The 16,324-nt window shown below is 48.7% G+C and carries 18 protein-coding genes; 6 read left to right on the top strand and 12 right to left on the bottom strand.

The annotated features are described in order from the left end of the window. Positions 1–86 precede the first annotated feature (86 nt). Positions 87–626, top strand: coding sequence for a 1,2-dihydroxy-3-keto-5-methylthiopentene dioxygenase (locus CJP46_RS15360; protein WP_094596473.1), 540 nt, complete (start codon positions 87–89; stop codon positions 624–626). A 125-nt stretch (positions 627–751) separates the two neighbouring features. Here the strand turns inward: CJP46_RS15360 and CJP46_RS15355 are convergent, their stop codons facing one another. The 5 genes from CJP46_RS15355 to CJP46_RS15335 form a co-directional block, all read right to left on the bottom strand. Beyond that, entirely contained in the window at positions 752–1,162 is a 411-nt protein-coding gene (locus CJP46_RS15355) for a FixH family protein (protein WP_094596472.1), read from the bottom strand. 237 nt (positions 1,163–1,399) lie between these two features. Continuing rightward, complete coding sequence (locus CJP46_RS15350; protein ID WP_094596471.1) at positions 1,400–2,194, bottom strand: HAD family hydrolase; 795 nt, start codon at positions 2,192–2,194, stop codon at positions 1,400–1,402. A 39-nt stretch (positions 2,195–2,233) separates the two neighbouring features. Further along, a complete protein-coding gene (locus tag CJP46_RS15345; RefSeq protein WP_094596470.1) occupies positions 2,234–2,743 on the bottom strand; it encodes a hypothetical protein in 510 nt (169 codons plus the stop codon). A 249-nt stretch (positions 2,744–2,992) separates the two neighbouring features. After that, a complete protein-coding gene (locus CJP46_RS15340) occupies positions 2,993–3,175 on the bottom strand; it encodes a DUF896 domain-containing protein (RefSeq protein WP_094596469.1) in 183 nt (60 codons plus the stop codon). Positions 3,176–3,275: 100 nt separating this feature from the next. Continuing rightward, complete coding sequence (locus CJP46_RS15335) at positions 3,276–3,656, bottom strand: LysM peptidoglycan-binding domain-containing protein (RefSeq protein ID WP_094596468.1); 381 nt, start codon at positions 3,654–3,656, stop codon at positions 3,276–3,278. Positions 3,657–3,895: 239 nt separating this feature from the next. Here CJP46_RS15335 and lexA point away from each other — a divergent pair, with 239 nt between their 5' ends. Continuing rightward, entirely contained in the window at positions 3,896–4,522 is a 627-nt protein-coding gene (gene lexA / locus CJP46_RS15330; RefSeq protein WP_094596467.1) for a transcriptional repressor LexA, read from the top strand. A 164-nt stretch (positions 4,523–4,686) separates the two neighbouring features. On the opposite strand, the gene CJP46_RS15325 is transcribed toward lexA, so the two are convergent. The 6 genes from CJP46_RS15325 to catA all read right to left on the bottom strand — a co-directional run bounded on the left by CJP46_RS15325 (position 4,687) and on the right by catA (position 11,892). After that, a complete protein-coding gene (locus tag CJP46_RS15325) occupies positions 4,687–5,877 on the bottom strand; it encodes a response regulator (protein WP_094596466.1) in 1,191 nt (396 codons plus the stop codon). Then, complete coding sequence (locus CJP46_RS15320) at positions 5,852–7,678, bottom strand: sensor histidine kinase (RefSeq protein ID WP_094596465.1); 1,827 nt, start codon at positions 7,676–7,678, stop codon at positions 5,852–5,854. The genes CJP46_RS15325 and CJP46_RS15320 overlap by 26 nt, the downstream gene beginning before the upstream one ends. A 67-nt stretch (positions 7,679–7,745) precedes the next feature. Next, positions 7,746–8,624 carry a carbohydrate ABC transporter permease gene (locus CJP46_RS15315; RefSeq protein WP_094596464.1) on the bottom strand — a complete coding sequence of 293 codons (879 nt, stop codon included), beginning with the start codon at positions 8,622–8,624 and terminating at the stop codon, positions 7,746–7,748. A gap of 16 nt (positions 8,625–8,640) precedes the next feature. Further along, positions 8,641–9,531 carry a carbohydrate ABC transporter permease gene (locus CJP46_RS15310; RefSeq protein ID WP_094596463.1) on the bottom strand — a complete coding sequence of 297 codons (891 nt, stop codon included), beginning with the start codon at positions 9,529–9,531 and terminating at the stop codon, positions 8,641–8,643. A gap of 129 nt (positions 9,532–9,660) precedes the next feature. Continuing rightward, positions 9,661–11,013 carry an extracellular solute-binding protein gene (locus CJP46_RS15305; protein WP_094596462.1) on the bottom strand — a complete coding sequence of 451 codons (1,353 nt, stop codon included), beginning with the start codon at positions 11,011–11,013 and terminating at the stop codon, positions 9,661–9,663. Positions 11,014–11,241: 228 nt separating this feature from the next. Then, positions 11,242–11,892, bottom strand: a complete 651-nt coding sequence (gene catA, locus CJP46_RS15300; protein ID WP_094596461.1) for a type A chloramphenicol O-acetyltransferase — start codon at positions 11,890–11,892, stop codon at positions 11,242–11,244. A 213-nt stretch (positions 11,893–12,105) separates the two neighbouring features. Between catA and CJP46_RS15295 the strand changes: the two genes are divergently transcribed. Next, the gene (locus CJP46_RS15295) at positions 12,106–12,264 is read left to right on the top strand and encodes a DUF1259 domain-containing protein (RefSeq protein WP_306431050.1); all 159 of its coding nucleotides are present in this window, start codon (positions 12,106–12,108) and stop codon (positions 12,262–12,264) included. 83 nt (positions 12,265–12,347) lie between these two features. Here the strand turns inward: CJP46_RS15295 and CJP46_RS15290 are convergent, their stop codons facing one another. Then, positions 12,348–12,473, bottom strand: coding sequence for a sporulation protein YjcZ (locus CJP46_RS15290; RefSeq protein ID WP_094596460.1), 126 nt, complete (start codon positions 12,471–12,473; stop codon positions 12,348–12,350). A 182-nt stretch (positions 12,474–12,655) separates the two neighbouring features. Here CJP46_RS15290 and CJP46_RS15285 point away from each other — a divergent pair, with 182 nt between their 5' ends. The 3 genes from CJP46_RS15285 to CJP46_RS15275 are packed head-to-tail and all read left to right on the top strand — an operon-like array spanning position 12,656 to position 16,159. Next, positions 12,656–14,008, top strand: a complete 1,353-nt coding sequence (locus CJP46_RS15285) for a spore germination protein (protein WP_094596459.1) — start codon at positions 12,656–12,658, stop codon at positions 14,006–14,008. Further along, positions 14,001–15,068 (top strand): GerAB/ArcD/ProY family transporter, encoded by a 1,068-nt coding sequence (locus CJP46_RS15280; RefSeq protein ID WP_094596458.1) that lies wholly within the window; start codon positions 14,001–14,003, stop codon positions 15,066–15,068. The genes CJP46_RS15285 and CJP46_RS15280 overlap by 8 nt, the downstream gene beginning before the upstream one ends. Then, positions 15,065–16,159 carry a Ger(x)C family spore germination protein gene (locus CJP46_RS15275; RefSeq protein ID WP_179281177.1) on the top strand — a complete coding sequence of 365 codons (1,095 nt, stop codon included), beginning with the start codon at positions 15,065–15,067 and terminating at the stop codon, positions 16,157–16,159. Before CJP46_RS15280 ends, CJP46_RS15275 begins: the two co-directional genes overlap by 4 nt. Positions 16,160–16,324: the final 165 nt, after the last annotated feature.

Below are 16,324 nucleotides of genomic sequence, written 5' to 3'. Positions count from 1 at the left end.
CCTGATTTTCGTTTAATATATAATCGACAAGAAAAGTATGGTTCGCTATAATATGAATTAATCCAAGTGGAAAAGAGGGTTTAGAGATGGCTGAAATCGTGATTCGCAATACGAACGAACGGATTACCGGCGACGATAATGTTCGTGAGTTCCTCAACAATCAGAACGTTCTTTATGAAAAATGGGATGCTTCCAAGCTGCCTCTGGAGCTTCAAACCAATTTTCAACTGAACGATGAGCAGAAGAAGCAGATTCTGGACACCTACGATGAGGAAATCCGTGATCTGGCTGCCCGCCGCGGCTACAAGATCTGGGATGTCATCACCCTGTCCGACACAACGCCGAACCTGGAAGAGTTGCTGAATAAGTTCGAAGAGGTTCATACCCACACCGAGGACGAAATCCGCGCGATCGTCGGCGGCAAAGGCATCTTCGTGATCAAGGGCGCAGGCGACATCGGCTACTTTAACGTCGAGCTTGAAGCAGGCGACGTCATCTCCGTTCCGGAAAATACAAACCACTTCTTTACACTGATGGACAACCGCAAAATCATCGCCGTACGCCTCTTTATCGAGGAAAACGGTTGGGTCGCTCATCCGGTGCAGGACCCAAGCTTCCAGGCCTAATCCTAAGGCATAGCGATATACGCAGCAACCCCCGCCTTCGCACGGAAGAACGGGGGTTGCTTGTCGTTATAGCCATTTGTCGTCCAATTTGATAACGTCCACTGCCAAACGAAAAATGATGCTGATTATTCCGTCACGGTCAGCTTTTTCGTCGGCATCGTATGCTGCGGGCCTACCGTAACATGCGAGGTAATGCTGTAGGTGCCCGCCTGTTCGAAGGTTTTATCGAGAGTATACTTCCCGCCTCCGGCATTCTGCGCGGCCACCTTTTCGTGGCTGCCGCTGTCGCCTTCCTTCGAGATTTCGATCATGACCTCGTCAGCCTTCTCGACCGGTTTATCCTTTTGCGTTACGTTTACCTCTATGGTAACTTGATCTCCTGCCTTGGCTTGCTCCGGCATCCAGCTCAGATCCACCTGCACGGGATCCATCATGCTCTCGCTCATGTCCATGCCCGCATGACCGCCGCCGCTGCCGCAGCCCGCTATACTCCATACCGCCAGCAGCAGTAAGGCAATAAAACCGTATTTTCTCAAGCGAAGTCACTCCCTATATATCTATCTATGTATGCTGTTTGTCCATATTCTTCATCATTATACATAATTATTGCGCCGCCCAAACATGTCGTCTGTTAACAAAATGGGACAAATTCACTGGAGGACGGTCTCGTTAGGAGAAATGATCCTTCACACGCGCAAATCATAATGAAAGCCCGCCGAATGAGGGGGTACCCCACATGGCAGGCTAACGAATAAGACCGACTTAAGACTGACTTAAGGCCGTTCGGCAATGATGCGATGCAGCTCGGACAGATGCTTGATTTCGTAATCAGGCTCGATGGACGGATCCTTAGCCTTCCCGGTGCGGTTGATCCATACCGTGGTCAGTCCAGCGCTGTTTCCGCCCTTGATGTCGGTTGTCTGCTTGTCCCCGACCATGAGGGTCTGTTCCGGGGTCAATCCAAGCAAAGATAGCGCATGTTCGAAGATGGTCGGATCCGGTTTGCCTTTGCCGAATGTGCCTGAAATGACGATCTCGTCAAAATATGGGGCAAGATCAGGAACGCCAGCGATCTTCTCCTGCTGAAGCGCAGGGCAGCCGTTCGTCAGAAGAAGCAGCTTCTTGCTCCCTTTCAATTCGTCCAGCACCTGGAAAGTTTCCTCATATACATGGGGGCGGGAACGACGCTCAGCGGCAAACTGCTCTGCTAATTCTCCGGCCAGCTGTTCATCGTCGACTCCAAGCTTAAGCAGCCCGCGCTGCCACGATTCCTTGCGGTAGCCCGGAGCGAGCTCCTCAAGTCTGCGAAACTCAGGTTGTTCGCCTGCACTGAAGTTGGCCCAAAGCCCTTCAAACGGGTTGATCCCAATCATTTGGGTAAATGCGAATGTGTCATAGGATTGATACAGATCCCTTGCTTCTCTGCGAACCGCTTCTTCCAGCAGCTTGGCATCAATGCCCTTGGCCTTGGCGGCCGTCTCGCATACCGCTTCAAAGGATTCCACCACACTTCGCTCATCCCACAGCAGCGTATCGTCCAAATCGAAAAAAACAGCTTGTACCGGCATCCTCTTCCATCCTCTCCATCAGCTATCTCTTATATTTATTTATTTTTCCAAGGGGATATTGTGGGTCAGTGCAAAACGCTCAAGACGTTCCCCCATGGCTTCGGTGTCGTAACGGTTAATCAGGCGCGTAAACACCCAATTGCCGCCTTTGCCCTTCGGCTCAATCACAACAGAGCCTTTGGCCAGCTTGATCTTGGCGATATTGTCGGCGGCCAGGCGCCGATCCCGGTTGAACTTGATCGTCGATACGGCGTTCTTCTCCACACGAAGGAAAGGTCTGCGCAGAAAGATCATCAATCCGAGGAACACGTACATGGCCATAATGATCCAGGTCATGCTGCCAGCCGTTCCCTCCTGTCCGATCATCCCGAGCAGAAAGTAAACCGCGGCAAGAGCGACCATCGTAATGGGAAGCACGTAGTTTCTTCCTTTATAAATGTCAGCCGGAGCACCACCCGAACTATAGATGGAAGGTTTCCCTTGTTTCTTTCTCTGCTTGTTTAGCTGTGTTGAGTTTTTTCTTACCTGTCTTTCCCATGAACGGGCCATTCGTGAACCTCCTCAAAATGCTTTCAACTACATAGATTGAACTAAAGTATTGCTTTGAACTTCCTGTTATAACGGCCCAATATGCCTATAACATTTATTTCTTTAGTTCATTCTATATACATAGAACGAAATCAAGGAAACCTGATGCGCTTACACGAAAAGCGATCCGTGATCAAAAGATAGCGATTCAAAACCTTGAGTTCAATCTATAAAATGATCGAATGTATGAATCTAACGCAGCCACCGGTATTATTTCTTCTCGTCTTCCACAAATTCGATCGAGTCCAACTGCTGTCTGAAATTTCTGCGGACATTCTGAAGGTACCTCTCACGAAGCTTGGCCCGTTCTGCAGTTTCCTCTTCAGTTAAGCCGGATTGCTTCTCCTTGCGCGCAAGCTCGTTGATTCTTTCCACAACGCTGTCGATATCCATAAACTACTCCTCCATTATTCAATTCATACCTAACTTTGCCATGATAAAAAGAGCTTGTCAAGGTTCACACCTTTCCAAGCTCTTGATCATTTATTTCCTATTAATATTGAGGAAGTGTCAGCACTTCTCCGGCTTCAATCTCACTGCTGGATAAATCGTTATACTTCTTCACCGCCATAATATACGCGCGGATATCCATGTCTTCCGGCTTATGGGCGGAAGCGATTCCCCACAACGTATCACCCTGCTGAACAATAACATTCTTCTCCAACCGAACATCATCCGAAGTACCCGCAAATACACGAACGACTCCTGTGCATCCGACCAAAACAATGAGGGCCGCCAGCACCAGTTTGATCAAGGCAGGACCGGACACGATGGCCTGGACTTTCTTCAACCATGGAGAGGCTATGGATTCATTCACGGATTGGTTAACAGATGGGTTATTATAAATACTTTGATATGTAGTGTGTTTCAGCATAAATATTACGCCTCCAAACGTTTGTTCTTGTTTTATGAGAACAATATAACACGAACACTTGTTTTGTTCAACACTTTTTTCGAACAATTGTTCCTATGTTTTTGTAGGCGGATTTTCTCCTTAAAGAAGCCTCAAAAGTCCCGGCACATCAAAGCAAGTTCGTTTAGAACTTATGTTTGTACGAACGGCAGTTCTATGTTATAATTTTACCAAACGTTACTAAATGGGGTTGATGGGGAATGTCAAAGATATCTAGCCGGCAGCAAGCGATATTGGAATTTATCAGAAATGAAGTCCGCGCCAAGGGTTACCCTCCGTCCGTCAGAGAGATCGGCGAGGCGGTAGGGCTGGCATCCAGCTCGACCGTACACGGCCATTTGGACCGACTGGAGAAGAAAGGCTTGATCCGCAGAGACCCTACGAAGCCTCGTGCCATTGAACTATTGGGACAAGAAGAATCAGAGAGCAGCAACTTGTTCACGCATACGATCGCCAGAGTTCCCGTGGTAGGCAAAGTCACTGCAGGGGTGCCGATCACAGCGACGGAGAACATCGAGGATTACTTCCCTCTGCCGCAGCACTATGTCGGGGATGAGAAAGTGTTTATGCTCTCCGTCGTTGGGGACAGTATGATCGAGGCGGGCATCCATAACGGTGACTACGTCATCGTAAGACAGCAGCAGACAGCCGATAACGGGGACATCGTCGTTGCCATGACGGACGAGGATGAAGCGACCGTCAAGACGTTTTATAAGGAGAAGGACCATATCCGGCTTCAACCGGAGAACCCGTCTTACGAACCTTTGCGTCTGAACCATGTCAGTATTCTGGGTAAAGTCGTCGGGCTGTTCCGCGATATTCACTAAGCTGATGATGCTGGACAAGCAGGAATAGAGCCCTTGTCTTCCTTACTAGGAAGCTCAAGGGCTCTTTTTAAGAGATAAGAAGACGTGGTCTGTCTTCTTTGAAGGTACGTCGATAGACGTTTTTCTTATGTCTATTTTCGGCGCTAGGATCAGCAGGGTCTATTTCAGGTGGGGCACACCTCGCGGGTATCCTGGGTTTGCTCCAGCCGGTACTCCGTCGGGGTTTTCCCCATTTTTTTGCGGAACACTTGGGTAAAATGCTTTACGTCTACGTATCCGACTTTCTCCGAGATGTCAGCCAGCTTCAAATGCGTTTGCAGCAGCAGCCTGCTGGCTTGTTCGATCCGCAGATTGGTAACGTATTCCTTGAAGCCGTTTCCCGTCTTCTGCTTAAACAGCTGGCTGAAGTAGACCGGATTCAGAAATACAACCGAAGCCACCTTCTCCAGGGATAGATCCGTATGATAATGTGCTTTGATGTACTGAACAGCGACCTCGATCGCGCGATTTCCGCCCGGATTATTGTATTCGTACTCCAGAGACGCCGATTCCTGACGCATCCGCCGCACTTCCTCCGGCACCCGGTGAATGTCCGTAATAAGCCCCGTTGACTGAATCTGGAAAGGCACCTTCACACAGCGTTTTAAGTTTGCGCGCAGTTCGTCCGTAAGGCGTTTCATTCCTCCCTCTTCCTCCAACGTGATTAGGCCGATCAGGCTCGTTTCATCCATGCTCGTCACAAATCCGCGGCCGTGCCCTTCAATCAGCTCACCTAGCACATTTTCGATAATAAAATGTTCCAGATGAACCGGTGCGTCGCTCTCCATCTTGACCATCACCAGTTGAAAAGACGGATAGCTTTCGATGATGGAAGCCACATCGAGGCGCCCTGTATCTAGTCCGCTCGCCCAGCGCTGAAATACAGCTTCACGCAAATACTTCAGGTTGGCCTTCAGCAGATCCGCCTCGCGCACGATCTCATTCTCCCGCTCCATTTCTTCGGCCAGCCCCGATATCATGGAGAGCAGCAGCTCTTTCCCGATCGGCTTGAGCATATAGTCCTTAGCCCCGAGCTTAACGGCTTCTTGGGCGTAGGTGAACTCGGAGTAGGCCGAAATAATGACCCATTTGATATGGGGATAGCTGCTTTGGCATAATTGCATCAGTTCAAGGCCCGACATACCCGGCATGAGGATATCGGTCAGCACCAGGTCAATCCGGTGCCTGCGCAGCTGCTGGACCGCTTCCTCCGGATTTGCCGCCAGGTGAACATAATGCTGCGGATAGGCCCGGTGGATGGTGCGCTTAATCCCATCACGGATCACATGCTCATCGTCCACGACTAAAATGTTCATCTTTCATTCCTCCTTGGTGCCGGATCGGTAACCGAATGGTTACCGTCGTTCCTTCCCCTTCCTGACTGTCCAAATAAATGCCGTACGGACTGCCGAACATCATCCGGATCCGCTCATGCACGTTGCTCAAACCAATGCCTCGACGAAGTGTCGGGCCGCCATCGTCCCCTTTCGGCGACGTGCGATTCCCGCCTTCCAGCAAGCTTCTGACCTGCACCAACCTGTCTTCGTTCATTCCCGTCCCGTTATCTTGGACGATGATATGCAGATCGTCCATTACCTGCTCCGCCGTAACCAGCAGCACGCCCTGCCGATCCAGCGGCTCCAGCCCGTATTTTACAGCGTTTTCAATAATCGGCTGAATCGTCATTTTCGGCAGCGTGACATCCATCCACTGTGCCTCTACATCGATCTTCGGCACTAGCCTGTCCTCCAGCCGGTTTCCGATGATGGTCAAATAATGCCGGATCTGCTCCAATTCCTGACGCAGTGTCGTCCGCGAAGCTTCTTCCCAGTTGCTGCTGTATCGGAACATCTGCGACAGCGACAGGATAACCCGGCTGAGGCGCTCATTCCCTTTTTCATCCAGCATCCAGTAAATCATGTCCAGCGTGTTGTACAGAAAATGCGGATTCACCTGTGATTGCAGCGCCTGCAGCTGCGCGTTTTTCTCGCTGACGGTCGTGACCTTGATCGTCTCGATCAGCTCATCCATCCGGTGCACCATCCGGTTGAAGGAAGACACCAGGCTGTTAATTTCGTCAAACGAATCGACATTGACCGAACCGCTGAAATTGCCCATCTCCACTTTTTTCATTTCACGGATCAGCAGCTTCAGCGGGGAAGCAATGTTGCGCGACACGAGCGTGGCCAGAACCGTTGAGACGATAATGAGCACGATCAGTACGATGACGAGGTATTGGGTCGTCTGGTTCACTTCCGCTTGAATGTCGTGCTTCGGGGTGAATCCGTATATGGTCCAGCCCGCCATGGGCGTATTGGCAGCGACCACCAGTTGGCTCGAACTATCGTCTACCAGAATGCCATCCTCGGTCCCCGGCTTCGGAATACGGGCAAAGTCCGGCGCCTCCATGCCTTTTTTACCTGTCGAAGCGATAATGTTGTTGTTCTGGTCGATCAAATACACGCGGCTGCCCGGGCTGATCGTCACATTGGACAGCGCATCCATGATGGCCGAAGGATTCGCTTCAATGACCATAATGCCAAGCTGCTTATGCGTGTTCAGATCATACAGCTTCCGGCCGAACACGAAGACTTTTTCCTTCTGCTGCATCGTGTTGATCGGCGATCCCGGCATGATCCCGAGCCAGACCATGTTGCCCGACGAGGCGTTCAGCTCGTTGTACCAGGATGTCTGGGCGTAATTGTTGTCGATGACCCCGGCAAACTGGCGCTCATAACTGTACACTTTGCCGCTGTCGGTCAAAATATGGATGCCTGTAATTTCGTTCCTTGAATAATACGCCGCCCCGATAATATTGGTAATCGTTCGTTCGTTTTCGATGGCGACGGTCTCTTTCACATGGGTCTCCTGCAGCAGCCGGGTCAGCTCGTAGTTGCTGTTGAGCGACTTGGAGAGGCTATTGTAACCTTGAAGCAGCGAGTTGAACAGCCCTGCGGTCTGCGAGATGTTCTTCTCGGCGATGTCATTGACCTTCGTATGAATAATCGAAATCGTCCGGAAATAATACACGGCGCTGATCAATATCAATATGCCGGTCATGCAGCATAGAAACAGCAAGAAAAGACGGCTGTGAATCGAACGAAAATGTCGCCCCACAGATACATTCCCCTTTCGTATCCGGTCATCCATTTGTCATTCTATCACAGAACCCGTCTCTGCCCTACTAACCTTTTACTGCTCCTGCTACCATGCCTTGGGTGATCTTGTCCGCCAGCAGGAAGTAAATGATGATGACCGGAAGCGCGCCCAGCACGAGAAATGCGCCGATGGCCCCATAGTTGACCGAGTATTGGCTGACGAAGCTGTTGACGCCGAACGGCAGTGTTTTCAACTTCTCAGATGAGATGAATGTCGCGGCCAGAATATATTCGTTCCAGATGTTGATAAACGTCAGGATACATACCGTCATCACCGGCGGTACCGAAATCGGCAGGATGATGCTTGAGAAAATGCGTCCGATCCCGGCCCCGTCCACCACCGCGGATTCTTCGATTTCATGCGGAATGGTTTTCATGAAGCCGCTTAAGATAAAGATGGCGATCGGCATGGAAAATGCCACATACGGCAGAATGATCGACAGATGCGTATTCAGGATATGCATGTTTTTGAAAATGATCATGAGCGGCAGCAGCGTTGCCTGCATCGGAATCATCATTCCGATCAGGAATACGATCATTACTGCCCCGCCAAAGCGCCACCGGAAACGGCTGATCGCATAGGCGCACAAGGAGCTGAGAATAATGACCGTAACCATCGTCACGGAAGTGACTAGAATGCTGTTCAGTAGATAGCGGAAATAGTTGCCCTCCAGCGCAGCGCTGTAATTGCTCCACTGCGGCGAATGCGGCAGGGCGAAGAAACTGCTCGACAAAATTTCTTCATTGGACTTCAAAGAATACAGGAGCAGCCACAACAGCGGATACACCTGGGTTACAAACAGAATGCCCAGCACCAGAAACACGATAGTCTTCGTAACGGAAAACCGTTTGCGTCCGGATGCGGCCACCTGCTTGTTCAAAGCGACGGCTGTGCTTGTGTTCATTAGCGATTTTCCTCCTTTACGAGTATCGTTTCTCCAGTTTGTTGAAAATGAAGTTGATGCAGAACGTAGCGGCCAGACAGAGTACCACCAGGAATGCAGCGATCGAGCTGCCGTAACCGTATTTCATGGACGTAAACGACATATTGTACATGTGCGTGGAAATGACGTCCGTGGCATGCGCCGGTCCGCCGCCCGTCATGACCATAATCATGTCGAAGGACTGCAGCGACCCGATGAAGGCCAGCACGATGGAAATTTTGAAAATCGGGACAACCAGCGGAAACGTAATGTGCCAATCCGCTTTAAAACCTTCGGCACCATCGATTCGGGCCGCTTCGTACACATCGTCAGGGACATTCGAAATGCCCGTAAATTGAATCAGGGTATGGTAACCCAAGTACTGCCACAGGGCGACGAAATATAGCGAGTACATGGCGATCGAAGGGTCGGTCAGCCAGGCTCTTCCCCAGGAATGCAGTCCGACCGCATCCAGGATTTGATTCAGCATACCGCCCATCGAAGCCGGGTTGTAGATCGTTTTCCACAGCTGGCCGACGACGACGACAGACAGGATGACCGGTAAAAAGTAGCTGGAAACCAAAAAATTCGGCTTCCGCACGTAACGCTTCAGCAGTATGGCTACGAACAGCGCGATCGGAATCTCGGCCATGGAAAAAACCGCAAACATCAGCGTTCTCCGAACCGATGGCCAAAAAACCGAGTCGTGGAACAGCAGCTTTTTAAAATTGGCCAGACCCACGAACGTCGATTCACCGATCCCGTTCCAATCCAGCATTCCGCTGTACAGGGACACGAGAATGGGAACAAACACAATACCGATATAGATGATTAAGCAAGGAAGCACAAACGCGGCAATCGTCCAGCGGGAGACCTTCAGCACGTTCACGACTTACCTCTCCTCCTTCTCCTTCTTGGCTGCAATATTCCTCATGGGAATTGAAGGGAACGGCATCGAAATGCGTTCCCTTCATTGTCAAATACCTGTTTCTCTCTATGAGCATTGCTATATCGTTAATTATTGATTGTTATCTTCAAAGCCGGCTTGATGCTCTTTAGCCACGTCTGCAGAATTCTTCTTCTGGGCGAACAGGTTTTGAATGCTGGAGAGGTGAACCTGAGCCGTGCCCGGATTCATCGTGTTGTCAAACGCCAGGTCCCCGCCCTTGACTTCCTTGAACATGTTCAGCACGTCCATCGCCATTTCGGAATATCCTGCAGCCTTGAAGTCGCCATCCACTTTCTGGCCGATCCCGACCGCGCCTTTGGCATCAAAGGCTTCTTTCGGGAAGTTCAGCATGAAGTAGTTGAGGAACTCCTTCGTTTCCGCCAAATGCTTGCTGTCTGCCGAAATGGCGAACGCGCTGCCCGGTGCCAGCATGAACTCGTCCGGATTGCCTTTACCGCCGATCGTCGGGAATTTGAAGACGCCGACCTTACCGTTTACGGAAGACGATTCTATGCCGCCGGTTGCCCAAGTTCCCATGTAGTACATCGCTGCTTTGCCGGTTTTGAACAGGTTTTCGCCGGCATTGTAATCAAAGGATGTCGCGCCTTCCTGGAAGGCTCCGGCTTGTACGAGGTTTTGGAACGCGTCGACCGCCTCTACGAAGGCCGGATCTTCAAACGTCTTTTTCTTGTCGAGGACGTCTTTCAGGAATCCAGGGCCGTTGTTCGTGCGGAGCAGCATGTTCATGAACAGGAACGAACCGGTCCAGGTGTCTTTCTCGCCGATCGCCATCGGCTGAATGCCTTTGGATTTCAGTGTCTTGATGACGTCGATCATTTCCTCAAACGTGCTTGGAACCTTCACGCCGCCTTGTTCGAACAGCTCTTTATTGTAGTACACCACGCCGATGTTGTTGCCGTCCGGTACCGCATAGGTGCTGCCGTCAAAGCTGTACCAGTCGAGAAGCCCGTCCTGGAACGTGTCCTTCAGACCGTTCTCGGCCAGCATGTCATCGAGCGGAGCCAGCAGCTTGGCATCGACAAACGGCTGCATTTGTGCCGCCGGGTTCACGACCGTAATGTCCGGGATTTCCTTGGAGGCTGCCTGCGTTTTCAGCTTCAGCTTCTGCTGGTCGGTGTTGAGCGAATCCAGTTCGATTTTGACATTCGGATGATCCTTCTCGTACTGATCCACGATCTTGTTCATGATCTTGTTCTTCGGATCCGTCGGGTCCGGATAGATGTTTTGGAAAGTAATCGTGATGTTCTTGTCCTTCGATGTGTCGGATGCACTGCTGCCGGATCCGGCCGCGCCGGATGCGCTGCTGCCCGAATCTCCCTTGTTACCGCTTCCACAAGCCGTAAGACTAAGCGCCAAGGTGCCTGTAAGCACGATGCTTAATAATTTCGACATCTTTGCCATCTTGTTATCCCCTTTTTATTTGGTATGGGTTCATTATGCCGTGAATGGACTTCAAAAGGGAGGTGAGAAATTCAGGAAGTAGGTTTGATTTCTATAGGTCCCATAAAATCATCATCTTAGGCAATGAAAATTTTAAAACCCGGCCGCGCTGAACAATCAACAACAAAAAAGGGACCCTGTAAGGGTCCCCTGAGAATCCTTTCATCCCAATGTTTAGCGTTTGCAGCCTCAATCCATCCAATCTGCGTAGGTATCAGCGTGCTGCTGCAGCTCATGCATAAACATTCCGGCATGGTATCCGTCGCAGACGGCATGATGCACCTGCAGCGATACCGGGAGCAGAACGCGCTGATGTTCCTTAAAGAACTTGCCTCCCGTTATGATCGGCAGCAGGTAGCTTCCGCCGTGATCCAAATTCAGATTAAAGCCGGTAAAGCTGACCCACGGAATCATGGAGACGGAGAAGGTATGAGACGGCATATTTATTTTCGTAAACAGTCCCATGCTTTGTCGATAACGAAGCTGATCCTCCCGGTAATGCTCCAGAAAGCGCTCATAGCTGCTGTAGTAATCGGTCCAGATTGCGGAAAAGGTGTTGTTTTCCGGGTGAAAAATCGTGTAGCTCGGACTCATCTGCTCCCAATAACCAACCTGCTCCTCCCGGATATCCATCCGAAACTCCACATGCGCATTTACGACTCTGGACAGCATGTACAAAAAGGCGGGGTACAACTTCATCTCCCTCTTCTTCAGCTCGTTCAGCAGCAAGGTAATATCGATGTTGGCCGTCATGCTGAAGGTGCACCGACTCTGATTAAAATAGTGATCAAAATAAGGCTGTCTGTCCCACTGTCCGGTTTGTATCGGAATAAATTTCATTTATGAGCCCTCCTAAAATGTGTAATTCGTGATTTTAGGAGGGTAAATCAACGGATTTCACCACGACGCTCACTCCATTTATTTTATTACTATGCCATTGTAACCAATTTCGCTGGACAACAAAACATTTTATATATTCATAGACATCTGCTTTTCCCTTCAACCGCTATATTGCATAAGTTAGAGCAACAAGAGAGGAAAAGAGAGTCTGTTATGAACATTTCCAAATCACTGTGCGACCGATTGGCCGCCATTCATAATCACTGGCTCTTTGAAAAGCCAAGGCTGATGTATCTTCATTTGGAAACGGTCGGGAACCCCGTCACGTTTGCCAGAAAATTAAGAACGGCTTTAAACGTGCTGAAAAAGTAAGCTTGGCGCTCGTTAAAAACCGTTTCATTCCCTATAAAAAAAGCCCGCCAGCATGTGCCGGCAGGCTTTCAGATCCCTTTATCTTAGTAAATGAAGGCTCTCGTGATGATGACCAGCAGGATGAAGAGAACCAGGATTGCTCCTACGCCTCCACCCCAGAGACCACCATAACCGTATCCTACTCCAACGCCTCCAACGCCGTCGCTCATGTGATAACCTCCTTGATTTATAAGGTACACTATATTCATATGGTGGAATGCGTAATAAGGTATAGGCTAAATGGTAAAAAGAAAAAGGAGATATTCGCGGCACTGGGCAGGGTTTAGACCATTGGGGATTTGAATAAATTCTTTTTCCAACGACATACTACTTTGCAAAGAGGTGATCCTGTTTGCAGCCTAAAGATGAGAACATTCTCCATAATATAGAGAAACGGCTATATGAGCGGTTTGTAAAAAGCTCTGATTTTATGTGCAAAAACGTGGTTATCGGCAGTGGAAGATTCAGAGCCTATTTCCTGGAAACGCTGGTTGATTTGCCGGAGACCATGTCCGCAATGAACTATACATCAGCAGAGCATAACGATCATTCTGAACCGGATAAACCCGAACCGATTGTAAATGATTCACCGAAATCGTTGGACGAGTTGTCCAACGATTTGCTGCAGGGAAAGCTTGTTCTGTTCAATATGGACGGTTTACTCACGGTCATTGAACCGAAACAACCCCAAATTTCCCGGCCAATATCCATCCCGAACAGCGAGAATCCTCTTCATTCCGCATTTGACGCTTTTACCGAAGACATTAATAAAAATATCGGATTGCTGCGCAAAAAAATCCTAACGGATCAATTGATCGTTGAAACTCGGTATGCTGGCGTCCAATCTACAAAGAAACTGGCCATAATCTACCTTGAAGGTGTATCCCAAAAGAAAGTCATACAAGCCATACGGGAAAAGCTGGACCAAAATCAAGACAAGGAACTGACCACGGTCCGTGATTTGACGAACATCCTGGGACATCCCAGAATCTCCATGACACCTTCCTATGTTCCATCCGAGCTCCCCGGTGAGACGGTGCAAAATCTGCTGAACGGAAAAGTGGTCATTATGATTGATCAATTTTCGTTTGCCTTTGCTTTTCCGGCCATCATTACGGATTTATGGTCAACGACGCTGGATGTCAGCTACCCGTATTTGTTTCAATGGTTTTTACGTACGATCCGTGCGGTGGCCGCACTCATAGCGCTTACCCTTCCGGGCCTATATGTCGTATTTAATTCCGTAAATCAGGAACTGCTCAGAATCCAACTGGCCGTGAGCGTTGCGAAGAGCCGTGAAGGGGTGCCTTATCCTTCGATCATCGAAATGCTGCTGGTCATGCTGCTGCTGGAAATGGTTATTGAGGCCACGATCAGGCTTCCTAAAAATATCGGTCCCACCATTACGATGATTGGCGGAGTTTTGCTGGGACAAGCCATTGTTCAGGCAAAGCTCGTCAGTAATCTGTTAATTATTATTTTGGTTGCTTCCGCTATTGCCAATTTCGCACTATCGAATTACATGAATTCCATAAACGTCCGCTTATACAAATACGTTGTCATGTTTTCCAGTGCCCTATTCGGGATATGGGGGTTGGAGGCAGCGATGATTTGGATTATTTTCTATTATGCTTCTTTGAATCATTGCTCGGTTCCTTATTTAAGTTTCAGCGTTAAAGAGAAAGGAAAAACCCCGGATGAATAAAAATCAAATCCTGATCTTGTTTTTTTTGGTGCATCTCACCTCAATCTTTGCCATATTTCCAGAGCGCATCATTTCATCCTCTGCAGAAGGGCACTGGTTGCCCATCCTTGTTATATTTTCCGTAGAGCTGATTATGCTATGGTTTTATTTAAAAGCGTTATCGCTGTTCCCGGGAAAAACGGTGATAGAGATCTGCACTGAACTTCTGAAGAAATGGGGTACCGGAATTATTCTTGTTCCGGTTATTTTGTTTTTGCTTATTGAGCTAGTGCTGTTAATGTATTACCAAAGCGTACAAATTAAGGCGGTTTTACTGCAAAATACTCCTAAAGCCGCAACGTCAGCCCTCTTTATTATTCTCTGCTTCTACGGAGCATGGAAAGGTATTACTATGCTGGTCAGAGCAAGCCTTGGATTATTTTTCCTTTGTATGCCATTTGTTCTTTTTTCCATGCTGATTGGCATCAAAAATTTCAGGTTTCATTATATTTTTCCCATTAAACCTGATGTATCGTTTTTTACCCATCCGGATTTCTATGTTTGCACGGTCGTTATCGCCGGCTTTTTGTTTCTTGGCATGGTTCCCACAAAAAAACGAATACGCTTCGGAAAGTTAGCCGCGGTTATTGGCATCATTTTTATGTTTGGTCTAGCCTCCGTCTACATCCCTCTCACCGTGTTTGGGCAGGAGACCGTTGTTCATCTGGAGTATCCTTTGCTCTTGGCATCAGATACGATCGATCTGGAGTGGGTTGTGTTTGACTGGCTCCCCAGTTTCTACTCCGTGTCATCCGGTGCTTTGGGGATTATAAAAGTCTCTGTTCTGCTTTGGTTGACCGTGACATTCTTGAGTCAGATATACTTGCCGATGGTTAACTCCAGATGGATACTCGCGATTACTTGCATAGTCCTGTATATTATTCTCCTGAATATACCAAATGTGAGTACGCTAAATACATATCTGTATCTGAATTCATACTTTTGTTTGTACAGCATCATTTGCTTCCCGCTGCTGGTATTCCTGGGAGCAGGGTGGCGACGAAAGAAGGGAAGCACATGAACATCCGTGCAACGCTGCTTTTGTTCGCATCCTTATGCCTCATTTTACCGCTGGCAGGCTGCTGGGATGTAAAGGACATCAACAAGCAATATCTCCCTGTCGTCATGGGGATCGGGAAAGGCGATAAAGAAAAATACAGGATCATTCTTCAAGTACCCAGTGCATCCGGACGTACCCTTTTTCTGGACAAGGAGGCGAAGTCCATCAGCAAAGCAATTGATTTAATACGTACCGATTCTGAGAAGAGCATCGATCTGGTTCATCTCAGATTATTTCTCATTGACAAGGAACTCGCCCAGCAGGGTATCCGGGATATCATCGATTATGCCGTGAGAGCGAATGACATCTCTATTAAGGGCTTATTGGCCATTGTCGATGGAGATTTCCAAAAGACCTTGTACCATCAAATTTCACCGACACCCGAAGTTTCTTCTTATGACTTTTTTAGCGAGGAAGCGGGATGGACGCCGAATCAATCCATCGTCAGAATTTGGGAAGCCTATCGAAGCCAAAATTCCTATTCCGAAGAAATGGCCATCCCGATGCTGAAAAATGGGAAACGGACCTTGTTTACCTTTAAGGGTACAGCCATCATGCGTAATGATCGCATGGCAGGAACATTAAGCAGGGACGAAACACTTTTGTACAATTTATTCAAAGGAAGGTATAAAGGCGGGACGATTGAGGTGGCGCAAAACACAAGCGTACTTATTCAAAGGGCTAAAATCAAGCACCATACAAAGTGGCTTGCAAAAGGGCCTAGCCTATTGACTGACATTCGATTAAACGTTGTGGTCACGGAAACCCCTGAGGGCAAAAGCCTCAAGCAAATCGAAAAAGATGTCGAGCAGGAATTGACAATGAGATTTGATCAGACATTGGCCAAAATCCATAGCTTGAATACGGACGTCATGGGAACCGGGCTGATATTCCGGCCACACTTGTCGGAAGAGAACATAAAACAGTGGAAGACCAAATGGTTTCCTCGGCTGGATCAAAGAATCCACGTTGATGTTAACGTTTTAAACGAAATTTATTTTAAAGAAAACAATTCCAAGGACCAAAATCAGGGATTTTTGAAGCATTCCTAACCAATCCCCCTTGGTCTATATGCGATAAGTTCAAAAGAATCCCCTGCACCGGGTGAGATGCAGGGGATTGTCCAGGCGTGGTACGACCAAAACTTACCGGGTACCTCGACCGGCCAATTTAAAACAAGACCCCGCCGGCATATAGCCAACAGGGTCTATCATTAC

The organism is Paenibacillus sp. XY044, from assembly GCF_002257645.1.
Taxonomy (GTDB): domain Bacteria; phylum Bacillota; class Bacilli; order Paenibacillales; family Paenibacillaceae; genus Paenibacillus_AQ.
The sequence above is the reverse complement of the archived record's forward strand: the minus strand, read 5'-3'. Positions and strand labels throughout refer to the sequence as shown.

Coding starts and splice junctions, on each gene's coding strand:
- CJP46_RS15360 (WP_094596473.1), top strand. CDS start 87: ATGGCTGAAATCGTGATTCGCAATACGAACGAACGGATTACCGGCGAC.
- CJP46_RS15350 (WP_094596471.1), bottom strand. CDS start 2,194: ATGCCGGTACAAGCTGTTTTTTTCGATTTGGACGATACGCTGCTGTGG.
- CJP46_RS15345 (WP_094596470.1), bottom strand. CDS start 2,743: ATGGCCCGTTCATGGGAAAGACAGGTAAGAAAAAACTCAACACAGCTA.
- CJP46_RS15340 (WP_094596469.1), bottom strand. CDS start 3,175: ATGGATATCGACAGCGTTGTGGAAAGAATCAACGAGCTTGCGCGCAAG.
- CJP46_RS15335 (WP_094596468.1), bottom strand. CDS start 3,656: ATGCTGAAACACACTACATATCAAAGTATTTATAATAACCCATCTGTT.
- lexA (WP_094596467.1), top strand. CDS start 3,896: ATGTCAAAGATATCTAGCCGGCAGCAAGCGATATTGGAATTTATCAGA.
- CJP46_RS15325 (WP_094596466.1), bottom strand. CDS start 5,877: ATGAACATTTTAGTCGTGGACGATGAGCATGTGATCCGTGATGGGATT.
- CJP46_RS15315 (WP_094596464.1), bottom strand. CDS start 8,624: ATGAACACAAGCACAGCCGTCGCTTTGAACAAGCAGGTGGCCGCATCC.
- CJP46_RS15305 (WP_094596462.1), bottom strand. CDS start 11,013: ATGGCAAAGATGTCGAAATTATTAAGCATCGTGCTTACAGGCACCTTG.
- catA (WP_094596461.1), bottom strand. CDS start 11,892: ATGAAATTTATTCCGATACAAACCGGACAGTGGGACAGACAGCCTTAT.
- CJP46_RS15295 (WP_306431050.1), top strand. CDS start 12,106: ATGAACATTTCCAAATCACTGTGCGACCGATTGGCCGCCATTCATAAT.
- CJP46_RS15290 (WP_094596460.1), bottom strand. CDS start 12,473: ATGAGCGACGGCGTTGGAGGCGTTGGAGTAGGATACGGTTATGGTGGT.
- CJP46_RS15280 (WP_094596458.1), top strand. CDS start 14,001: ATGAATAAAAATCAAATCCTGATCTTGTTTTTTTTGGTGCATCTCACC.
- CJP46_RS15275 (WP_179281177.1), top strand. CDS start 15,065: ATGAACATCCGTGCAACGCTGCTTTTGTTCGCATCCTTATGCCTCATT.